General features: G+C 39.3%; 20 protein-coding genes. 6 read left to right on the top strand and 14 right to left on the bottom strand.

Annotation, left to right across the window (positions count from 1 at the left end; translation table 11 throughout):
• The 9 genes from hisS to WFN33_RS13270 all read right to left on the bottom strand — a co-directional run bounded on the left by hisS (position 1) and on the right by WFN33_RS13270 (position 8,364).
• On the bottom strand, positions 1–1,296 hold the full coding sequence (hisS, locus tag WFN33_RS13310) for a histidine--tRNA ligase (RefSeq protein WP_336953557.1): 1,296 nt from the start codon (positions 1,294–1,296) through the stop codon (positions 1–3).
• Positions 1,293–2,408, bottom strand: coding sequence for a flavodoxin-dependent (E)-4-hydroxy-3-methylbut-2-enyl-diphosphate synthase (ispG, locus tag WFN33_RS13305; protein ID WP_004725885.1), 1,116 nt, complete (start codon positions 2,406–2,408; stop codon positions 1,293–1,295). The genes hisS and ispG overlap by 4 nt, the downstream gene beginning before the upstream one ends.
• 21 nt (positions 2,409–2,429) lie before the next feature.
• Positions 2,430–3,218, bottom strand: coding sequence for a helix-turn-helix domain-containing protein (locus tag WFN33_RS13300; RefSeq protein WP_336953556.1), 789 nt, complete (start codon positions 3,216–3,218; stop codon positions 2,430–2,432).
• Positions 3,209–4,012: a type IV pilus biogenesis/stability protein PilW gene (gene pilW / locus WFN33_RS13295; RefSeq protein WP_336953555.1), complete on the bottom strand. Its 804-nt coding sequence runs from the start codon at positions 4,010–4,012 to the stop codon at positions 3,209–3,211. The genes WFN33_RS13300 and pilW overlap by 10 nt, the downstream gene beginning before the upstream one ends.
• 65 nt (positions 4,013–4,077) lie before the next feature.
• Positions 4,078–5,322 (bottom strand): 23S rRNA (adenine(2503)-C(2))-methyltransferase RlmN, encoded by a 1,245-nt coding sequence (rlmN, locus tag WFN33_RS13290; protein ID WP_336953554.1) that lies wholly within the window; start codon positions 5,320–5,322, stop codon positions 4,078–4,080.
• Between the two features lie 178 nt (positions 5,323–5,500).
• Complete coding sequence (gene ndk, locus WFN33_RS13285) at positions 5,501–5,932, bottom strand: nucleoside-diphosphate kinase (RefSeq protein ID WP_004725878.1); 432 nt, start codon at positions 5,930–5,932, stop codon at positions 5,501–5,503.
• A gap of 143 nt (positions 5,933–6,075) precedes the next feature.
• The gene (gene iscX / locus WFN33_RS13280; protein WP_004725877.1) at positions 6,076–6,276 is read right to left on the bottom strand and encodes a Fe-S cluster assembly protein IscX; all 201 of its coding nucleotides are present in this window, start codon (positions 6,274–6,276) and stop codon (positions 6,076–6,078) included.
• A gap of 218 nt (positions 6,277–6,494) precedes the next feature.
• Positions 6,495–7,046 (bottom strand): phosphatase PAP2 family protein, encoded by a 552-nt coding sequence (locus tag WFN33_RS13275; protein WP_004725875.1) that lies wholly within the window; start codon positions 7,044–7,046, stop codon positions 6,495–6,497.
• Positions 7,047–7,077: 31 nt separating this feature from the next.
• Positions 7,078–8,364, bottom strand: a complete 1,287-nt coding sequence (locus WFN33_RS13270) for a glycosyltransferase family 4 protein (protein WP_336953553.1) — start codon at positions 8,362–8,364, stop codon at positions 7,078–7,080.
• 140 nt (positions 8,365–8,504) lie between these two features.
• On the opposite strand from WFN33_RS13270, the gene WFN33_RS13265 reads away from it, so the two are divergent.
• Positions 8,505–9,035 (top strand): hypothetical protein, encoded by a 531-nt coding sequence (locus WFN33_RS13265; RefSeq protein ID WP_336953552.1) that lies wholly within the window; start codon positions 8,505–8,507, stop codon positions 9,033–9,035.
• Positions 9,036–9,144: 109 nt separating this feature from the next.
• Here WFN33_RS13265 and WFN33_RS13260 read toward each other — a convergent pair whose 3' ends face one another.
• From WFN33_RS13260 to WFN33_RS13240, 5 genes are all read right to left on the bottom strand, one after another.
• Complete coding sequence (locus WFN33_RS13260) at positions 9,145–9,975, bottom strand: XAC2610-related protein (protein ID WP_336953551.1); 831 nt, start codon at positions 9,973–9,975, stop codon at positions 9,145–9,147.
• Between the two features lie 69 nt (positions 9,976–10,044).
• Positions 10,045–10,968 carry a hypothetical protein gene (locus WFN33_RS13255; protein ID WP_336953550.1) on the bottom strand — a complete coding sequence of 308 codons (924 nt, stop codon included), beginning with the start codon at positions 10,966–10,968 and terminating at the stop codon, positions 10,045–10,047.
• Positions 10,969–11,023: 55 nt separating this feature from the next.
• Positions 11,024–12,040, bottom strand: a complete 1,017-nt coding sequence (gene ilvC / locus WFN33_RS13250) for a ketol-acid reductoisomerase (protein ID WP_004725869.1) — start codon at positions 12,038–12,040, stop codon at positions 11,024–11,026.
• Between the two features lie 149 nt (positions 12,041–12,189).
• Entirely contained in the window at positions 12,190–12,681 is a 492-nt protein-coding gene (gene ilvN, locus WFN33_RS13245) for an acetolactate synthase small subunit (protein ID WP_004725868.1), read from the bottom strand.
• Entirely contained in the window at positions 12,678–14,405 is a 1,728-nt protein-coding gene (locus tag WFN33_RS13240) for an acetolactate synthase 3 large subunit (protein WP_336953549.1), read from the bottom strand. The genes ilvN and WFN33_RS13240 overlap by 4 nt, the downstream gene beginning before the upstream one ends.
• A gap of 575 nt (positions 14,406–14,980) precedes the next feature.
• Here WFN33_RS13240 and WFN33_RS13235 point away from each other — a divergent pair.
• From WFN33_RS13235 to WFN33_RS13215, 5 genes are all read left to right on the top strand, one after another.
• A complete protein-coding gene (locus WFN33_RS13235) occupies positions 14,981–15,376 on the top strand; it encodes a DUF4124 domain-containing protein (RefSeq protein ID WP_336953548.1) in 396 nt (131 codons plus the stop codon).
• A 115-nt stretch (positions 15,377–15,491) separates the two neighbouring features.
• Positions 15,492–18,128 (top strand): leucine--tRNA ligase, encoded by a 2,637-nt coding sequence (leuS, locus tag WFN33_RS13230; protein ID WP_336953547.1) that lies wholly within the window; start codon positions 15,492–15,494, stop codon positions 18,126–18,128.
• A gap of 212 nt (positions 18,129–18,340) precedes the next feature.
• On the top strand, positions 18,341–18,874 hold the full coding sequence (locus tag WFN33_RS13225; RefSeq protein WP_336953546.1) for an LPS-assembly lipoprotein LptE: 534 nt from the start codon (positions 18,341–18,343) through the stop codon (positions 18,872–18,874).
• 4 nt (positions 18,875–18,878) lie between these two features.
• A complete protein-coding gene (holA, locus tag WFN33_RS13220; protein ID WP_336953545.1) occupies positions 18,879–19,871 on the top strand; it encodes a DNA polymerase III subunit delta in 993 nt (330 codons plus the stop codon).
• A gap of 112 nt (positions 19,872–19,983) precedes the next feature.
• Complete coding sequence (locus WFN33_RS13215; protein WP_336953544.1) at positions 19,984–21,348, top strand: MacA family efflux pump subunit; 1,365 nt, start codon at positions 19,984–19,986, stop codon at positions 21,346–21,348.

The following is a 21,348-nucleotide window of genomic DNA, read 5'->3' as shown; positions in this document are numbered from 1 at the left end:
TTATTTTGACGAAAATTTTTCTATGAAGAAAGGCACAATTTCAGTGACCTTAATTTCATATTGTTCTGCTGTCGCAAGTTCTTTGACTAAAACTTGTAGTGCTTCAGCCTCACGCTCTCCAAAGATCAAAGCATAGATAGCACCAGATTGGTCTGCTTTCTTCATTTGACTCTTCATTGAACCCTGTGAACCTGTTTTCAAACGAATTGTACTATTTAGAGCTTCAAGTTGATCACGAATTTGTTCAGCCAATACCAAAGCCTGACCTTGTGTTGCTGGATCTGATACCAAGAATAACTCGCATTCACGCACTGGCGTATTACCTTCAACTTGTTCAAGAAGCAATAATAAACGCTCCATACCCATGGCAAAACCAACTGCGGGCACAGATTGATCCGGCTTACCTTTAAGCTGTCCAACCAAACCATCATAACGACCACCCGCACATACTGTTCCTTGAGAACCTAAATGTGTGGTTGTCCATTCAAAAACAGTTTTGTTGTAATAGTCTAAACCGCGCACTAATTTTTGATTGATGACAAACTCAATACCCGCATTAGTTAAATACTGTTGCAATTGAGCAAAATGATTCAAACTTTCTTCTTTTAAGAAATCATGCAATTTTGGGGCATTTTCAAGAATTTGCTGAGTTCGAATATCTTTTGAATCTAAAATTCGTAATGGATTGGTGGTTAAACGACGTTGTGAATCTTCATCCAAATCAGCGTGATGTGCAGTAAGGAACTCAACCAACGCAGCACGATACTCTGCACGTTCATCAGACTCCCCCAACGTATTCAATTCAAGTTGAACTTTATCCGCAACACCCATGCGTTTCCATAAACGTGCAGTCATAAGAATCAGTTCAGCATCTTGATCAGGTGTGGCCACACCGAAAGTTTCCACACCAAATTGGTGAAACTGACGATAACGACCTTTTTGCGGTTTTTCATAACGGAACATCGGTCCAACATACCACACACGCGGATTTGCACCACGGAGTAAGTTATGTTCCAACATCGCACGTACACAACCCGCTGTGCCTTCTGGACGCAAAGTTAAAGATTCAGGTGGATTACCCTTATCGAAGAAAGTGTACATTTCTTTCTCAACGATATCAGTGGCATCACCAATTGAACGCTTAAATAAGTTGGTATGTTCAACCACTGGCAAACGGATTTGCTGATAACCGTATGCATCCATAAGCGATGCTAAGTGCTGCTCAAGACGTCTCCACGCAGGTGTTTGCGATGGAAGAAAGTCATTAAAACCTTTAATTGCGACAATTGAACTCATGATGAACTACGAATAATCTCTTTAGCTTTAGCTTTTTCAAGCTCTTGAACACGTTGACGAACCATGCTTTCGATTTCATCAACCAACTGATTTGTATCTATTAAGTGACTCTTTTCGCCATTACGATACACGAGTGAGCGCGGGCTTGCACCGACTATACCAATATCAGCTTCTTTTGCTTCACCCGGACCGTTGACTTTACAACCAATGACAGACACATCCATTGGGGTACGAATATCTTCTAACCGTTCCTCTAAAGCCTGCATCACTTTAATCACGTTAAACTCTTGACGTGAACAGCTTGGACAAGCAATAAAGTTAATCCCATTTGACCGAAGGCTCAGAGATTTTAAAATATCAAAACCAATTTTTACTTCTTCTTCAGGCTCAGCTGCCAATGATATACGCATGGTGTCACCAATGCCATCCAACAGCAAACCACCTAAAGCAATCGCAGATTTCACTGAACCGGTACGATAAATCCCAGCTTCAGTTACACCTAAATGTAATGGATTATCAATTTGAGCAGATAATAAGCGATAAGCATCCATTGTTAAAAATACATTTGATGCTTTTACTGAAATTTTAAACTCATGGAAATTTAAACGATCCAATATATCGATATGACGCATTGCAGATTCAAGTAAAGCCTGACCTGTTGGTTCACCATATTTCTTTTGGATATCTTTTTCTAAAGACCCTGCATTGACACCAATACGCATGGAAATATCATGATGACGTGCAGCTGCAACAACTTCACGAATCTTAGCTTCAGAACCAATATTACCCGGATTGATTCGTAAACAATCCGCACCCATATCGGCAACTTTCAAAGCGATCTTATAATCGAAATGAATATCTGCAACCAATGGTACAGTGACACGTTTACGAATTTCACCAAAAGCTTCAGCAGCTTCCATAGTCGGTACAGAAACACGCATGATGTCCGCACCCACATCCGCACAGCGTTGAATCTGCGCAACTGTTGCATCTACATCACAGGTTTCAGTATTGGTCATACTTTGAATACTGATAGGTGCATCACCACCGACATACACCGAACCTACACGTATTTTACGAGTGGGACGGCGCTTGATTGGATTCTCAATCATGATCTTATCTACTCTTGCCCATTAACGTGACAAACGGAATTCTGCTTTTCCGTTCACTGTATATGGAGACAATGAAATCTGTTCATTATTAAGGCTTAATGACACAGCAGTTGCATCATCAAGACGAATTTGGAATGGTGATTGGCCATTGACAGTTAAAGCAGCCGACTGACGACCAGTCGCCAAAACTTTTCCTGTACTATCTACGATATGTACAGAAGTAGGATGACTGAAATTCAACACCATTTGATCACCTGAAGTTGCTGTAGAATTGTTTAAATTCAACACTTCTACTTCTGATTCTTGTGGTTTGCTATCTACATCAGTACTTTTACCCGATGTTATTTTTTGAATTCCAGCAATCACAGCCCAAATCACAGCAATCGCAACAATGGCAATTAAAATTCGCTTTAGCCACTTTTTATTACGATCACTGTTTGAGCCAGGCAGTTTCCCCATAATTTTGATTGGGGAATTGTTCAATGCATGATTTGGTAAAAGCCCTGTATCATTTTGATAAATTTCATCAAAACGCTGAATGACTACTGTTGCATCAACACCTAAAAACTTGGCATATGAACGATAATAACCTTTAATAAAGGTTGCTTCTGGCAAAGACTTATACTCATCTTGTTCCAATGCTTGTAAGGTTTTTACAGGCATTTTTAGTTCGTTTGCAACATCTTTAATGTCTAGGTTCTTGGAGACTCGAATTTGACGCAAGTACTCACCTGGACGTTGAACATTTCCTAAGCCATTAGATGCTACGTTTGAACCTGTAGGTTGCTGTGAATTAGGATTTACTTCCATACGGCCTCAGTACTGTACTGTAATTGCAGATAACGTTGATATTCTTTACTGTCCGGGAATAATGCACGTAGTTGGTTCACCAACACTTGCATTCCCATCTGATCATTATTGGCACGTGCAATACGTAAACCAATCCAAAGTGCTCTAGCACCTTGTTTGTCCTGACCTACTAAACGAACATATTGCTCATAGAGTTGACTTGCTTGTACACTTTTTTGTTGCAAATAGAAAATCTCTGATAACTCTACCAGAGAAATAATCGAATCGCGATTGACTTGTAAAGCTTGTTTGAATGCTTTTTCAGCATTTGCCACATCACCTACTTTTAAATAAACTCGACCTAGATTTTCTAAAGCCTTGTAACGTTGGTCATAACCAAGCGTAGTACCAGCTATACTCAACTGTTCTATCGCATCATTATAGCGCTCAGTAACAAATAAATATGTTCCATAATTATTACGAGCTTGTGCATTTTTTGAGTCACTGGAAATCGCACGCTTAAAATAGCCATCCGCTTTTTCCAGACTAATCTTACTTCCTTCTTGTTGCAGTAAGACACCCATCATCATATTTGCCGCTGAATCACGTGAATCAGTTTCTAAAGCTTGATCTAATGCACGTTTTGCAGCATCTAAATCACCTGTACGGATATATTCAGCAGCAAGCTGAGTACGTACTTTAACGGCTTTTTCAGGATCTTTTTTTATTATTGTGTCTGAATTTGTCGTTTGACAACCCTGTACGACCAATGCAGATAAACCAATTGCCAATATTACAACTGCTTTTTGATACATCGATTTTCTCAAAGTCAGCCCCTGCTTATTTGTTGATATAAATGTATGCCTACAAATCTTTAAGCTTATGAACGGATAATCTCACCACGTTCAGCAACTTTCTTTTTCCACTGCTCTGCACGACGGGTACGATCTGCCACTTGCCCGACCAACTGCCCACACGCCGCATCAATATCATCACCACGTGTCTGACGAATCGTACACACAAAACCTGCATCAGACAAAGTTTTTTGGAAAGAAATAATACGATTTCGACTTGAACGGCCATATGGCGCATGCGGAAACGGATTGAATGGAATTAAATTAATTTTACTTGGTAAGTTTTTCAGTAACTTAATCATTTGTTGTGCATGTTCAGGATGATCATTCACACCCTCCAACATTACATATTCAATGGTGACATGTTTACGAGAACTTTCATTACCATCTTTGGCAATATAGCGCTGACATGCAGCAATTAATTGTGCTAATGGATATTTTTTATTAATCGGCACCAATTCATTACGTAATTCATCATTTGGCGCATGTAAAGAAATCGCCAGAGCCACATCTATATCTTGTGCCAATTGGTCAATTTTGGGTACAACACCTGAGGTTGATAATGTAACTCGACGTTTAGACATTCCGTAAGCGAAATCATCTAACATGATATTCATTGAGCTCAATACAGCGTCATAATTGAGTAATGGCTCACCCATTCCCATCATCACCACATTGGTTACCGAGCGCTCACGTTCAGCAACAGGTACTTCTTCCATATAAGAATAGTTGGCCACCCATAACTGTCCAATGATCTCGTCAGGGGTTAAATCACGCTGAAAACCTTGTTTTCCAGTTGAACAAAATGAGCAATCTAAAGCACAGCCCACTTGTGATGAAATACACAGTGTTTTACGTAAACCTGTTTTATCTTCTGCCGGAATCAATACCGTTTCAACCAAAGAGCCCACACCATCACCAACACGGAATACCCACTTACGGGTTCCATCTTTCGAATAGTTACGATGCACTACTTCCGGCGCTTTGATTTCACAAATTCTTTCTAGTTTTTCACGCAACTTTCCTGAAATATTGGTCATTTCAGCAAAATCAGTGATAAAAAATTGATGCATCCATTTCATTACCTGCCCAGCACGGAATTTTTTCTCGCCGATTTCTTCGAAGAATTTTTCCAATTGCGGACGTGACATGCCAAGTAAATTCACTTTCTGCACATTTGCAGTCTGAATACGATCAGCCTGTGCAGATTTTGATGATGCAGGCTGCTGTTCATCTAGATTTAACGATGAAGCGACAACTTCAGAATTCATGGGGATTACCTAAATCATGCCGTAGTAATAAAACATATTGACCAATATTTAGCCAAATAAAGCAACAAAAATAAAAAAACCAGACAAGTAGTATATCACCTATCTGGTTTCGGGTCTGTTATCAATTCATAAATCGGAGATTTATTCGTATAGAAAAAAAGACCCTAGATACGTCGAATTAACGAGTACGTGGGCAAACTTCAGTTTGAGCGAAGAAGTAATTTACTTCACGGTCAGCAGATGCAACTGAGTCAGAACCATGCGCAGCATTTTCATCGATGCTTACAGCGAAATCTGCACGGATTGTACCAGGAGCAGCTTCTTTAGGGTTTGTAGCACCAAGAATTTCACGGTGAGCAAGAACTGCGTTTTCACCTTCAAGAACAGATACTACAACAGGACCAGAAGTCATGAATGCAACAAGGTCACCAAAGAAACCACGTTCTTTATGCTCAGCATAGAAACCTTCAGCTTCTGCTTTAGAAAGGTGTTTCATTTTAGTCGCAACGATTTTAAGACCAGCTTTTTCGAAACGAGCAAAGATGTCACCAATGTGGTTTTTAGCAACTGCATCTGGTTTTACGATAGATAAAGTACGTTCAATAGCCATGAGTGGCTCCTTTAGTCAAATTGACACGAAAATTTGGGCGCATTATACCGAATAATGAACAATTTTCTGCTTTTAATCTGTAAAAAATTTGGATTTTTCGATGCGCTGTGACGTTTAGCATCATTCAGCAACATCTCAAGCCATTAATTCGCTTCATCAATCCATGCCATTTGAATGGCTTCTAGCAGACCTTCAGTCGATTTGGTTGGATCATCACTAAATTCTGGCAATGCACAAATCCATGCATGCATATCGGTAAAACGCACCCATTGTGGATCCACATCTGGATGCGCTTCACTGAGTTCAATTGCGATATCAATTGTATCTGTCCAACGTAAGCCCATATCAGGTCTTCCTTTGCTCAATTTAATTCTGCTACTGTATCAAATCTCAATTCATTCAGAAATAAATCATTCTAGACATTTACAAGATTCACCACGGATTCAAGCGTTTAATTTACAAGACGGATTGAATTGAGTCAGTTATTCAAAGTTAAAACCTTGATGATCAAAATCATCAGATTCTTTAAAAATAAAATTACAGACCAGCAGTAAGTAAACCATCATAACATCACTCCTAAATATGGTGCGCTTAACACAATCAAACTCGCGACACTTGCACCAATCAGTGCGCCAACAATGACATCGCTTGGATAATGCAGACCTAAAACCATCCGCGATAACGCCACAAGAATGGTAAAAGGCATCATAATGAACAACATCACTGGCTGAATATAACCAAACACAATTGTGACCATGACCGCATGTAACGTATGACCTGACGGAAAGCTAAAATGATCCAATGGTCGTTCACCCAGAATAATGACTTGATGAACTTGATAAGGTCGTGGTCGCACTGTTTTATGCTTTAAGAACTTATAAATTCCTGTTCCTAAAAGTCCCATAACAACGACATAAAGAAGTTGCAGACCATAGATCCAGCTTTTTTGTAGCCAAATCAGAACCAACATTGCGCACCAGAAAGGACCATCTCCCAAACGGCTCACAGTTTTAAAGAACGTCGCAATACTTTGGGTATGCGATAAATTATTGAGATATAAACAACCTCTAAGGTCGAGATCGAGCATTTTTATTTTGGTATTTTTAAAATTCATTTTCCACTCTCCTCTCATTATTTGAGATGAACTAGGTCAGTCGTTTTGCATACTGCGTTACCTGGTATAGTGCTTCTTCGAATTGTTGTACGGGATGTTGCCATCCGATGCTTTGCACATCATGCATCGCTTGTTGCCCGAAACGTTTGAGTGTGCTGTTATCTGGAATATCTAATACATGTTGAGTGAATTGCTTGATGTCTCCAATTGGACATAACCAGCCATTCTGTGCATGTCTGCCATGAAGTTGAGCACAGGCATAGTCATAAGCAATAATCGGTAAACCACTCGCCATCGCTTCGATAACGACATTCCCAAAGGTTTCTACTTGACTTGCAAAAACAAAAACATTTGCACTCGCATAGGCTTCAGCAAGTTGTGTGCCAGTTAGACTGCCCATAAAAATCACATGTTCAGCACCGGGCATTTTTTCTAAACGACCACGATCTGGACCATGCCCTACCAGCACCAACTTTACTTTTCGTTGTGCTTGTTGTCGCAGTTCAGAATAGGCATCAATCACCACATTGACTTCTTTTTCAGAAGACAAACGCCCAACATAGATCAAGACTGTGGTGTCTTCATCTGCACCCCACTGTTGTCTCAACTGTTCGGAGTAGCGTTGTGATGAAAACCGTTCAGTATCAATTCCTCGCCCGACCACAACCAATGGACAGGTCACACCAAACTCACGTAATGCTTGTTCTGTATCACGGCTTGGCACACAGGTCAGTTGCGTTGCGTTATGGAACCATCTCAAATAACTTTGAATTGGTTTGACCAAGAATGCTAAATCAAAGAAACGGCTAAATTCTTGGAATTGTGAATGAAAACCACTTGATACCGGAATTCGTCGTGTCTTTGCCGCATGCAGCGCAGTAAAGCCTAAAGGCCCTTCAGTCACGATATGCACCACATCAGGTGAAAATGCTGAAATCGCTTGAGAGACTTTTAGAAATTGGGGCCAGCCAAACTTCATGTCTGGATATTTCGGAATTGATTGCCCAGTCACCAAACACTCTTTATTTGGGCTAAAGTCTTGACATTGGGTCTTTTGTGCAGGGCGAATTAGTAATATTTTATGGCCTTGGTTTTGTAAGCCTTTACACAGTTGCATTAAAGACAAAGCAACACCATTGATTTCTGGTGGCCATGTTTCAGTCACGATTGCAATTTTTAGTCGAGGTCGGGATAAGTCACGAATAAGCTGGTCTTTATTCGTATCGATTTTTTTCTTGTTTGGATTAAAATAAAATTTAAAGTTATCGGGAAAATCTTGTTGTTTAAATTGCAAGGTGTTCGCGTACGGTTTATTCATACGATACCTAATCTCTTCATTTTTGAATAGATTAGGCTAAGTTTTTGACATTTTAATGATTATTTCGTGACGTTTCTTTTACAATATGACATGTACTCAGCTTACTCCTTAGAATATTACACACTTAAAAAGTAAAACTCATGAAAATTTATGTATATACAGCAATGCTTTCCAGCATTTTATTGACTACAAATTGCTTTGCAAAAGAAGACTGTTCGATCAGCACTTTACAACTTAAGCAAGAGTCTTCCATAACACAACACTTCTTTACAGGGACGTGCCATTATAGAAATCAAGAATTTTCCTTAGCCGCCACCCAATGGGCGAAAACAATTCAAATTAGACCCGTAAATGCAAAATTTAATCAGCTCCAAATTGACAGCATGAATAATCTAGGCTTTTTATTATTTTATGGATTTGGTGTAACCCAAAATCGTCAAAGAGCACTAACACTTTGGCATACAGCATCGGACTTAGGACAAACTGAATCTACTTTCCATCTATGCCATGCCTACGCTGAACCAGAAGATCGAGTTTATAATTATCAAAAAGCGCAACAATATTGCCCACAGGCCTTAAAGCACTATGCAACTAAAAAAGGAGGAGAATCAGAAAAACAAATGATTGTGAAATATATCCAACAACTCAACAACGCGACAAAATTGAATTAAAAACTTAGTTCAAATATTTATTCAAATCCAATAACAAATATGGATTTCACTTAGCCTCGCTTTAAAACTTAGCCTTGTAAAATCCATCATTGTGCTTGTAATAACAAAATCAGTTTTGTATAGCAATACGATTTAACAAACCATTCTGAACTTGATAAAGCTGTCCATTACCAAAATCAATTTGTTGTTTTTCACCATGTAAACTTGGGAAACCAACAATTTTTTCCAGTTGCGGAGAACGTTGAAATTGTTGTGTTTTCGGATTGTACATCCAGTAAATATAGCGTTTATCATCAACTGTACGACCTTGTGACAAGTCCGACACAATGACATCATAATAACCATCAAAATTAATATCCATATAGCCAATACTGTTTGGATAACCGCTAAAACCTGACAAGCTCTGTACCACTGTATTGTTGGTTTTATTTAATACATCAACACGTTTTAAGGTTTTTCCATAAGGACTATTAGCATCATCCTGACCATAAAATTTAAAGATAAAAACAGGTTTATTGCTGACTTTAAAAGCAGGCTCAAACTGTATCGACTGCCAAGCAGTATTTGGTTTCTTTAACAATGCTGCTTTAAACACGCCTGTATTTGCATTCAATAAACCAGTTAATTGATCACTACCATTTGCAGAAGAATCTGAATCAGCAGTGATCGACTTTAAGTCCAACTGATCAGCTTTTTGTGTCCCTTTAAAATCTGTTGTTGTACCATCCATTAAATCCGTCAGCACACCGTGCGGATGAGCAACCCCCGCATAAATGTTCATAAAGTATCGACCTTCACTCGACTTGAGCATACGTTGCATCGATACGCGTACGCCACTCAACGGTTTTAGCGCAGTGTTGGTCGAAGTGGACTGCGTTTCAGCAAAACTAAAGCATGAAATAGACAAAGTCGTCATTGCGATGAGAAGTTTAGATTTCATGCTTGAATACCACGTTTAACCATAATCAATAATGTGTAATTTATCACAAAAAATTTGGGAGAATTAGCACTATTTTATTAGTTTTTTTATTTTTCTAACCCTCTTATTCATTCGATAATCACTCCAAATTTTATAATTAAGCCAGCATAAAATGCTAAAACTTGCCAAAGATAATATAATACCCATGTACTTATCTACAACTTTTTCTTTATTATATACTCTCGGCTTCATTTTATAAAAACCTTCAACATTCTCTATTTCTTTCTTTGTATTTTTGTTTATTACTATTACCTTAGAGTCCTTCATATCCAAATCTAACAATTCATTTTTATCATTATAAAAATTATAAATATATCCTCCTCTCACTCCATCACAATACATAGCTATACCAACTCCCATATATACTAAAAGAAATATGTTCGAGATTATTGCGATTAAAATTTTTTTCTTACCTCTTTTCCCTTCAGAATTATTCGGTAAGTTATTTTTTTTATCTACTTTATAAAAATTATGAATTCTAGTTTTAATTTCAATTTCATCAAAAATTTTATCTTTTAAATCATCACCATCTTTAATCGAAATTAGTGCATCAAAATAAAACCCCTCTTCTTTTTTCCAAAGTCCTAAATCCAATAACAATTTATTACTTTCAAAAGTATACCCCACCTCCATATCTTCTGTTTTTGCACGAATATTAAAAGCATGCCATAGTCCATTATCAGGTAAAGATAATATTATTGGTTTTTCAAAATCCGTTTTATTAATATCATTATTGCCTGAGTTTATTAAAAAACCAGTTACTAAGATGAGATCGTTCGAAACATCATCATTTTTATAAAAAACAATTAGTTCTGATGATGCTTTACTTAAATTAGCCAACAGAGTAGAGCTTTCTGTAATTAATTGAATTTTTGTTCTAAAAATAGCTTTCCAAGCCAAAAAGATACTTATAACACCAAATATTATTGTTAAGGCTAAACTTATTAAATCCATAAAAAACCCTCGCTTACGCAAGGGTTTTATAACATAGAATCAGTTAACTAAGAAATTAGTTTTTCTCTTTATCTACGATTTTGTTAGCTTGAATCCAAGGCATCATCGCGCGTAATTTACCTCCAGTCACTTCAATACCATGAGCTGCGTTTTGACGGCGACGAGCTGTCATAGATGGATAGTTCAATGCACCTTCTTGGATGAACATCTTCGCATATTCACCTGATTGGATACGTTTAAGTGCATTACGCATCGCTTCACGTGATTGCTCGTTAATCACTTCAACGCCAGTCACATATTCACCATATTCAGCATTGTTAGATACTGAATAGTTCATGTCTGCAATACCGCCTTCAAACATTAAATCAACGATTAATTTAAGTTCGTGCAAGCACTCGAAATAAGCCATTTCAGGTGCATAACCCGCTTCAACAAGTGTTTCATAACCCATTTTAACCAATTCAACAGCACCACCACAAAGTACTGCTTGCTCACCAAATAAGTCAGTTTCAGTTTCTTCACGGAATGAAGTTTCGATAATACCTGTACGACCACCACCTACACCTGAAGCGTAAGAAAGTGCAACGTTACGTGCATTACCAGAAGCATCTTGATGAATCGCGATTAAATCAGGTACACCTGAACCACGTTGGAATTCTGAACGTACAGTATGACCTGGTGCTTTAGGTGCAACCATGATCACGTCTAAATCTTTACGTGGCACAACTTGGTTATAAAGAACAGCGAAACCATGTGCAAATGCTAAAGTCGCACCTTCTTTGATGTTTGGTTCAATCACGTCACGATAAAGCTGTGATTGAAACTCATCTGGTGTCAAGATCATCACTAAATCAGCTTGAGCAACAGCAGCTGGAACTTCAGCAACTTTAAGGCCTGCATTTTCAGCTTTTTTCCAAGAAGTAGAACCAGCACGTAAACCAACAGTAACGTCTACACCTGAGTCTTGAAGGTTTTGCGCGTGAGCATGACCTTGTGAACCATAACCAATGATCGCTACTTTTTTACCTTGGATGATAGATAAGTCGCAGTCTTTATCATAAAAAATTTGCATTGCTGTCTCCGCTAAAATGCTGTGTTTCCTCTTCCTATCCTGAAGATTATTGTTTTGAATCTTCTAGTCTAAGTCCCTCTCCTATTGCGAGGAGAGGTTATACATGAGGGAATAAAAAATCAAATAATTAATTACTGGTTGGGGTGCAACTAAAGTGAAAGAACTTTTTCACCACGAGCAATACCTGATACACCAGAACGAACAACTTCTAAAATTGTGTTTTCTGCAAGTGCATCAATAAAGCCATCAATTTTTTCAGTTGTACCCGCAATCTGAATGGTATAAGTCGTTGGTGTAACATCAACCACTTGAGCACGAAAGATATCCGCTGTGCGTTTAATTTCAGCACGTGCAGAACCCAAGGCTTTAACTTTAATCAGCATCAGCTCACGCTCAATGTGCGCGCCCTCTGATAAATCAACCACTTTAACCACTTCAACCAATTTATTCAGCTGTTTGGTGATTTGCTCAATTTTATGGTCATCACCATAAGTAGTTAATGTCAAACGTGACATGGTTGGATCTTCAGTTGGTGCGACATTTAAAGTTTCAATGTTATAACCACGTTGAGAGAACAACCCAACTAAACGAGAAAGCGCACCAGCTTCGTTTTCAACGAGTACAGAAATAATATGTCTCATTCAGTACGCTCCCCTTTAGACAACCACATATCTTGCATAGATTGACCTGCGATAAGCATTGGATATACATGCTCGGTACGATCAACCATCACGTTAATGAATACACATTTATCGTTAATCGCCATTGCTTCTCTAAGCTTAGATTCAAGCTCATCCGCATGGTCAATCTGGATACCTACATGACCGTAGGCTTCCATCAATTTTGGAAAATCTGGTAATGACTCAACATAAGAACTTGAATGACGTCCTTCATAGTTCATATCTTGCCATTGTTTCACCATACCCAAAGCACGGTTATTCAAGCAGAGAATTTTCACATTTAAGCCATATTGCTTACATGTAGAAAGTTCTTGGATACACATCTGAATCGATGCTTCACCAGTGATACACACCACTTGTTGATCTGGAAATGCAAGTTTCGCAGCCATGGCATAAGGTAAACCCACACCCATTGTGCCTAGACCACCTGAGTTGATCCATTGACGTGGACGTTTGTATTTGTAATACATCGCACCAAACATTTGATGCTGACCAACATCAGAAGTAATGATCGCTTCACCATTGGTTACTTTGTCTAATACTTCAACCACTTGTTGTGGTTTCATCACGCCATTTTCACCTGGCGCATAACGCAAACCATGTACTTTGCGCCATTCATTGATTTGTGACCACCATGCCGAGATTTCTTCAGGGTTTGGTTTAGAAACATTCATTTGTTTCAATTGAACCAACATCTCTTGAAGTACTGGCTCTACCGCACCCACGATTGGGATATGCGCCATAATGGTTTTTGAAATCGTCGCTGGGTCGATATCAATATGAATCACTTTTGCGTTGGTACAAAACTTCGCTGGATTATTGGTTACACGGTCATCAAAACGCGCACCGATCGCCAAGATAACATCAGCATTATGCATACTCATATTGGCTTCATATGTACCATGCATACCCAACATACCCAAGAATTGCTCATCATCGCCAGGGAATGCACCCAAACCCATCAGCGTATTGGTCACTGGGTAATTCAACAAATGCGCCAATTCAGTCAGTAATGCAGAAGCATTGCCCTGAACAACACCACCACCCGTATAAATCACAGGGCGTTTGGCATTAATAAGCTCATCAATAGCTTTACGAATTTGACCAGAATGACCTCGGTGAGGTGGCTGATAAGAGCGCATCTTCACTTTTTCAGGATATTCATAAGCAAATTTGTCGACAGGATTAGTAACATCCTTCGGAATATCAACCACAACAGGACCCGGACGACCTGAAGCAGCAATATAAAATGCTTTTTTAATAACGGCAGGAATTTCACTTGCATGACGCACTTGGAAACTATGTTTTACAATCGGACGAGAAATACCGACCATATCTGTTTCTTGGAATGCATCTTCACCAATAAGATGGCTGGCAACCTGTCCAGACAAAATCACCATTGGGATTGAGTCCATATAAGCTGTAGCGATTGGTGTTACAGTGTTGGTTGCGCCAGGTCCAGAAGTGACCAGTACTACACCTGTTTTACCAGTCACACGTGAGTAAGCATCTGCCATATGACCAGCAGCTTGCTCATGACGTACGAGGTAATGATTGATTTTATCTTGTTTAAATAGCGCATCATAAATATGTAATACTGCGCCGCCTGGATATCCAAAAACATGTTCAACGCCTTCGTCCGCCAATGCACGAACGAGCATTTCACCACCAGATAAAAGTTCCAACGTATTCACCCTAATCTTTATTCCACAGCGCTATGGGAGACACAGACTGTGTTTCATTCATTGATTGTGCGCTCTGTTATAGCACACATATTTACTAGTTTTTGCAGCAATAAAAAAATAAATCGTCACGCAGCTGTTTGAGCTGTATGAATCACTGAAATATGTTGGGATAAACATGCTTCGGTAGAGTCATTTTCTCGGCTTAGAGAAAATGTTATTGCTTGCTTTGATATTTTTACTCGAAGGGTGATCGAAAAAAACATCTGAAACTAAAGCAAGCATTTTTGTAGTTTTAGCGAACAAAGTCAAGGTTTCTATCAGGCTTTTTATTGTTTATTTACCAAGCGTTTATTTTTAAAACTATTCCTTTTTTTTGGTTGTCTTATAAATAAAATTTTCAAAGACTTATAAACCAATAAAATTGCAAAAGAATTATTTAAAATTTTATTTTTCTGTATAAAATAAATACGATTTCTAAAATACCCAGATCAAGCGAAAACAATCCGATGTATATTAGATAGCAGAATGATTTTTCGTTTTTATCTGAATAAAAAATGACTCAAAGGTTTTATAAAATGAAACAACGTCAACGCTTTGCACACACAGCTTTTGTATCGACAATTTTTGTCTTATTCTCTGTGATTGGGGTCAGCGCCAGTCATGCAAAACAGTATTATAAATGGGTAGACAGCAAAGGCTCTACCCATTACACCACCACACCGCCGCCGAAGAATGCGCGTAGTCAAAGCAAGGTGAATACTTATGGCTATCACGGAGATTCGACACCCACCAACCCAACGCCAACAACTCAGCCGCATACACCCCAAAATCAGCCACAAAATGGGCAACCACAAGGTACACAACCTGTAACTCCTGCACCAGTGGTTAACCCACCGAATATACAACAGCCCAATGTCGCACCACAAAATGGGCAAAATACACCTATTAGTGTTGCCCCAGTCAATAATTAAATTAAAAGTAAAATCACAAGTTTTTCAGATTTAAAAGCGCGCAAAATTCACTTTTTGATGGATTTTGCGCTATGCTGTGTGCACAGTTTTTTAACCATTATTCTCAAATACATTTATGACTACTCATATTGACCCTGAATATCAAGCAAATGCGATTGAGCCTCAAGTCCAAAAAGACTGGGAAGATCGCAAATCGTTTAAAGTTGCCGACACTGTAGAAGGTCCACGTCGTTATATCCTCTCGATGTTCCCTTACCCAAGCGGCAAACTGCATATGGGTCATGTGCGTAATTATACTATTGGTGATGTGATCAGCCGTTTTCACCGTCTCAAAGGTGAAACTGTGCTACAACCGATGGGTTGGGATGCTTTCGGCTTACCTGCTGAAAATGCAGCGATTGCCCATCAAGTTGCGCCAGCAAAGTGGACCTTTGAAAACATTGCATATATGCGCGATCAATTGAAGAAACTTGGTCTATCTGTCGACTGGGATCGCGAATTTGCCACCTGTACACCAGAGTATTACCACTGGGAACAATGGTTATTTGTACAGCTCTATAAAAAAGGCTTGATTTATCGCAAGCTGTCTACAGTAAACTGGGATCCTGTAGACCAAACTGTTCTTGCAAATGAACAAGTTGAAAATGGACGTGGTTGGCGTTCAGGTGCATTGGTAGAAAAACGTGATATTCCAATGTATTACTTCCGTATTACCGATTATGCACAAGAATTATTAGACGATTTAGATACATTAAAAGACGGTTGGCCACAACAAGTTTTAACCATGCAACGCAATTGGATTGGTCGTTCAACGGGTATGGACATAACCTTCCCGTCGGCAAATCCTGAAGTTTATGCAGATGGTTTAACGGTTTATACCACACGTGCCGATACCTTGATGGGGGTAACATATGTTGCGGTTGCAGCTGAACACCCTCTAGCGCTCAAAGCTGCTGCGATTCAATCTGAGGCAGGCAAGCCAGAACTTGCTGCCTTTATTGAAGAATGCCGTATGGGTTCTGTTGCAGAAGCGGATCTTGCGACTGCTGAGAAAAAAGGCATGGCAACAGGTTTATCAGTTAAACACCCTGTTACAGGTCAAGATATCCCTGTTTGGATCGCAAACTATGTATTGATGTCATATGGTTCAGGCGCGGTAATGGCCGTTCCTGCACATGATGAACGTGATTTTGAGTTTGCCAATAAATTCAACTTACCAATCAAACAAGTCATTGATGCTAAAGGCTCAGATGATGCCGAATATTCTGCGTCAGAATGGCAAGAATGGTACGGCTCTAAAGAAGGGAAATTGGTCAATTCAGCTGAATTTGACGGTTTAGACTTCCAAGCTGCTTTTGATGCATTCCTAAGCAAATTAGAACCACAAGGTCTTGCCAGCGCTAAAGTTCAATTCCGTTTACGTGACTGGGGTGTTTCTCGTCAACGTTACTGGGGTTGTCCAATTCCGATGATCAACTGTGACAAGTGTGGTCAAGTCACTGTTCCAGAAGATCAACTGCCAGTTGTTCTTCCAACAGATGTGGTTCCAGATGGTTCAGGTAATCCTTTAAATAAAATGCCTGAATTTTATCAAACAAAATGCCCAAGCTGTGGTGGTGATGCACGTCGTGAAACCGATACTTTGGATACCTTTGTAGAATCATCTTGGTATTATGCACGTTATGCTTCTCCTGATTTCACGGGTGGTTTAGTTAAACCTGAAGCTGCAAAATCTTGGTTGCCTGTAAACCAATATATTGGTGGTGTAGAGCATGCCATCCTACATTTACTTTATGCTCGTTTCTTCCATAAACTTATGCGTGATGAGGGTGTGGTACAAGGCAATGAACCATTTACCAACTTACTGACTCAAGGTATGGTTTTAGCGGATACCTTCTATCGTGAAGCGGAAAGTGGCAAAAAAACTTGGTTTAATCCTGCGGATATTGAGTTAGAAAAAGACGAGAAAGGTCGTGTACTTTCTGCTAAATATTCAGGTGATGGTCAAGACGTTGTGGTTGGTGGCCAAGAGAAAATGTCGAAATCGAAAAATAACGGTATCGACCCACAAGCGATTATTGACCAATACGGCGCAGATACTGCACGTGTATTTATGATGTTTGCTGCACCACCAGATCAATCTTTAGAATGGTCTGATGCGGGTGTCGAAGGTGCAAACCGTTTCTTAAAACGTGTATGGCGTTTAGTTGCAGGCTTCCTTGAAAAAGGCAACCATGCAACAGCAATTGATGCTTCGAAACTTTCCACTGAAGCACAAGACCTGCGTCGTAAAACTCATGAAACGATTCAAAAAGTGGGTGATGACATCGAACGTCGTCATGCGTTCAATACTGCGATTGCAGCTTTGATGGAACTACTCAATGCCAGCAATAAGTTTGAAGCAAAAGATGACAACGATGTTGCTGTAGCACGTGAAGCGATTACCACTTTATTAACTTTACTTGCACCATTTGCACCACACTTAAGTCAGACCTTATTGACTGAGTTCGATATCGATTTAACTTCTGTACTGTTCCCTATGGTTGATGAGTCTGCATTAACACGTAATACACAAACGATTGTAGTTCAAGTCAATGGTAAGCTTCGTGGCAAGTTAGAAGTCTCTGTCGATGCATCGAAAGATGAATTATTGGCATTGGCTAAAGCATTACCTGAGGTTCAACAATTCTTAACGGGTCCAACCAAGAAAGAAATTGTGGTTCCAAATAAACTTGTGAATTTGGTGGTTTAATTTCCTGCTTAAATCCCCTCTCCTTCTAGGAGTGGGTTAGGGAGAGGTCATTCCCCTCATCCTAACCTTCTCCCTAAGGGAGAAGGTACTTTAGTAGAATAAACAAAACCCAAACAAAGCCCGTTGTCATTCAACGGGCTTTGATTCTAAAATGGCGTGAATTTATAAAGATTAAATATTCCATATCCAATGGAATTTCATGAGGACAAAGCATGCATTTAGTTCAACGTGTTGCTGCAGTTGTATTAACTTTGGGTCTAAGTGCGGGCTTAGTAGGTTGTGGCTTTCATTTAAAGGGCACCAATGCTCAAGCAACACCTTTGGTTTACACCAAATTACAACTAGTATTGCCTGCAAATACTGAAGATCTTGAGAAGAAACTCAGTGTTTATTTAACTGCAACAGGTGTCCAACTGAGTAATTCAAGTGACGCTTATATATTACGAGTATTAGACTACAAGCCTGTTCGTCATGAGTTAAATGGTAAATTGGTGGAAACACTACTCCGTCTAAGTGTTACTTTCCAGATTGAAGATAAACAAGGGAATCCGATTACTGAACCTCGGACCTTAAATGCATCTCGTAGTTATCAATATGATGTTGCAACGGTCAACACAGATGATCAACAATATAAATATCTCAGCCAAATTTTGATTGATGACATTGCACAACAAATGTCGCGTCAAATTGCAGCCAATCGCTTACCTAAAGCACGTACTCTTTCGACCCAACCTGTAGCGCAATAACTCTATGAAACTTGACTATTTACAAGCCCTTAAACGTGTTGATGAAGCGCGAGGTGTCTGGGTTTTACATGGTCAAGAACCACTTTTAGAACAAAACCTACTGGATGCTTTAAGAAAAAGCTGGGCAAAACATGAAGTAGAAAGACAACGCTATGATCTCAATAGCGTTTCCGACTGGAAAAATGTCTTTAATGCTTTGAATAGCTTATCTTTATTTTCTCAAAATCTTGCACTTGAAGTCCATGGCAATATCAAACCTGATGCCAATGGACTCAAACAACTTAAACACTATATTCAGCATAATGAACACAACCTACTTGTGATCATTATGCCTAAACAAGACTCGAGCAACCTAAAGTCAAGCTTCTTTCAAACAGTTGAGGCCAATGGTGTTGTGGTTGCTTTAACCGCTAATTACCCACAAGACCGCCAACGAATATTGTCAATCGAAGCAGATCAACTTGGTGTCCAGTTAAATCAAGATGCCTGGATTTGGCTTGAACAGCACCATGAACACAATCTATTGGCTGCAAAAAATAGTCTGATGCGTGTTGCAGATACCTTCCCTGATCAAAAGCAGATTGAAATTGAACATTTACAAGAATGTCTACAGGATCAATCACGCTATAGTACATTTGATTTAAGTGATGCGTTGATTGCTGGAAACTTGGCGCTGTCAATTAAAATTTTCCAATATCTTGTGGAGTCAGGCGAACCCAACAGTTTAATTTTATGGACAATTAGTAAAGAAATGCGTCTTTTGATGCAGTTGTATGAACAACCACAAAATGCCTTACAGCTCGGTATTTGGAAAACCAAGATTTCTTTGTATCAACAAGCACTTAGACGCTTAAATCCACATTCATTTTTAACTTGGCCACAACTGTTATTGCGTGTAGATGCTGCAATCAAAGGACTCAGCAAAGAAAGCCCAGAACATATCATTCAACAATGTATTGCTGAATTATGTGGAAAAACTTTATTTATCAATGCTTAGATAGATATCAAACAGAATAATTCTCATTTCGATTTATTTTAAAAAATTCACGCTTTATCCTTATTTCCTCATTATAATTTGATCAATTTTTCTCTCAGCCCAAATTATCGCTATGCCAAAAATAAAACCAGCCAAAGCCATTCTTATAGCGGTCTGTCTTGCCATCATTGCAGCGATCGCATGGTACGTGTTAAAGCCTAAAAATACACAACCTCAGTATATAACCTCAGAAGTTACACGTGGTGATATTGAAGATGCGGTTCTTGCAACAGGTGATTTAGAAGCAACCAAGATGGTGAGCGTTGGTGCCCAGGTTTCAGGTCAAGTCAAAAAAATGTACGTCAAGCTGGGTGATCAAGTTAAACAAGGTCAATTAATTGCACAAATTGATTCAGTGCGTCAAAGCAATGACTTAAAAACGGCTGAAGCAAATATTAAAAATCAACAGGCCCAACTGACAACCAAACAAGCGACTTTAGCCAAAGCTGAGGCAGAATATAACCGCCAAAAAAATATGTATGCACAAGATGCAACGTCTAAAGCAGATTATGACAGTGCCTTAGCGGCATTTAAAACAGCACAAGCTGATATTGCTTCGATGGATGCACAAATTGAACAATCCAAACTTACACTTGCAACATCACAAGAAAACTTAGGTTATACCCGTATTGTTGCACCTATGGATGGCACAGTGGTAGCCATTGTGACCGAGGAAGGTCAAACGGTAAACGCCAACCAAAGTGCACCGACGATTGTGAAACTTGCAAAATTGGACACCATGACCATCAAAGCACAAGTGTCTGAAGCAGATGTCATGAAAGTTCAAGAAGGTCAAAAAGTTTATTTCACCACACTGGGGGATAGTGAGAAAAAACGCTATGCAACACTGCGTCAAGTAGAGCCAGCACCAGAATCAATTAACACTGAAACATCAAGCAATTCATCTTCATCATCAACAAGTACAGCAATTTATTATAATGCCCTATTCGATGTGCCAAACGATGACGGTAAACTCCGAATTGATATGACCGCACAGGTGTATATCATTCTTGCTGAAGCCAAAAATGCACTGACTGTTCCTGCTGCGGCATTACAGTCTTCAAACCGTCCACAACGTGCCAATAAATCCGCAAAAGGTGCATCTGGTGCAAATTCAACTCGTTCAGCATCTGCGCCTCAAGGTCAAGCAAATAAAAATGGACAAAATACAGCTGATCGCCCAGAACGCCTTGAACTCACAGCAGATGAAAAGACTTTGATTGAAGAAGGTAAAGCTTCGGTTTCGATTGTTCGCGTTTTACAGGCGGATGGTAGTGCTCAACGTAAACAAGTTTTAATTGGTTTAAATAACCGTGTAACCGCCCAAGTACTACGTGGTCTCAATGAAGGTGATCAAGTTGTACTAGCAGATGGTTCAGATACATCTAATGACTCTGCAAAACGAAGCAATAAAAACAGTGGCCCAATGAGACTCTAA

This window comes from Acinetobacter sp. AS167 (assembly GCF_037152175.1).
Lineage (GTDB): Bacteria > Pseudomonadota > Gammaproteobacteria > Pseudomonadales > Moraxellaceae > Acinetobacter.
Note: the sequence above shows the minus strand (reverse complement) of the source record. Positions and strands in the feature narration are given on the sequence as shown.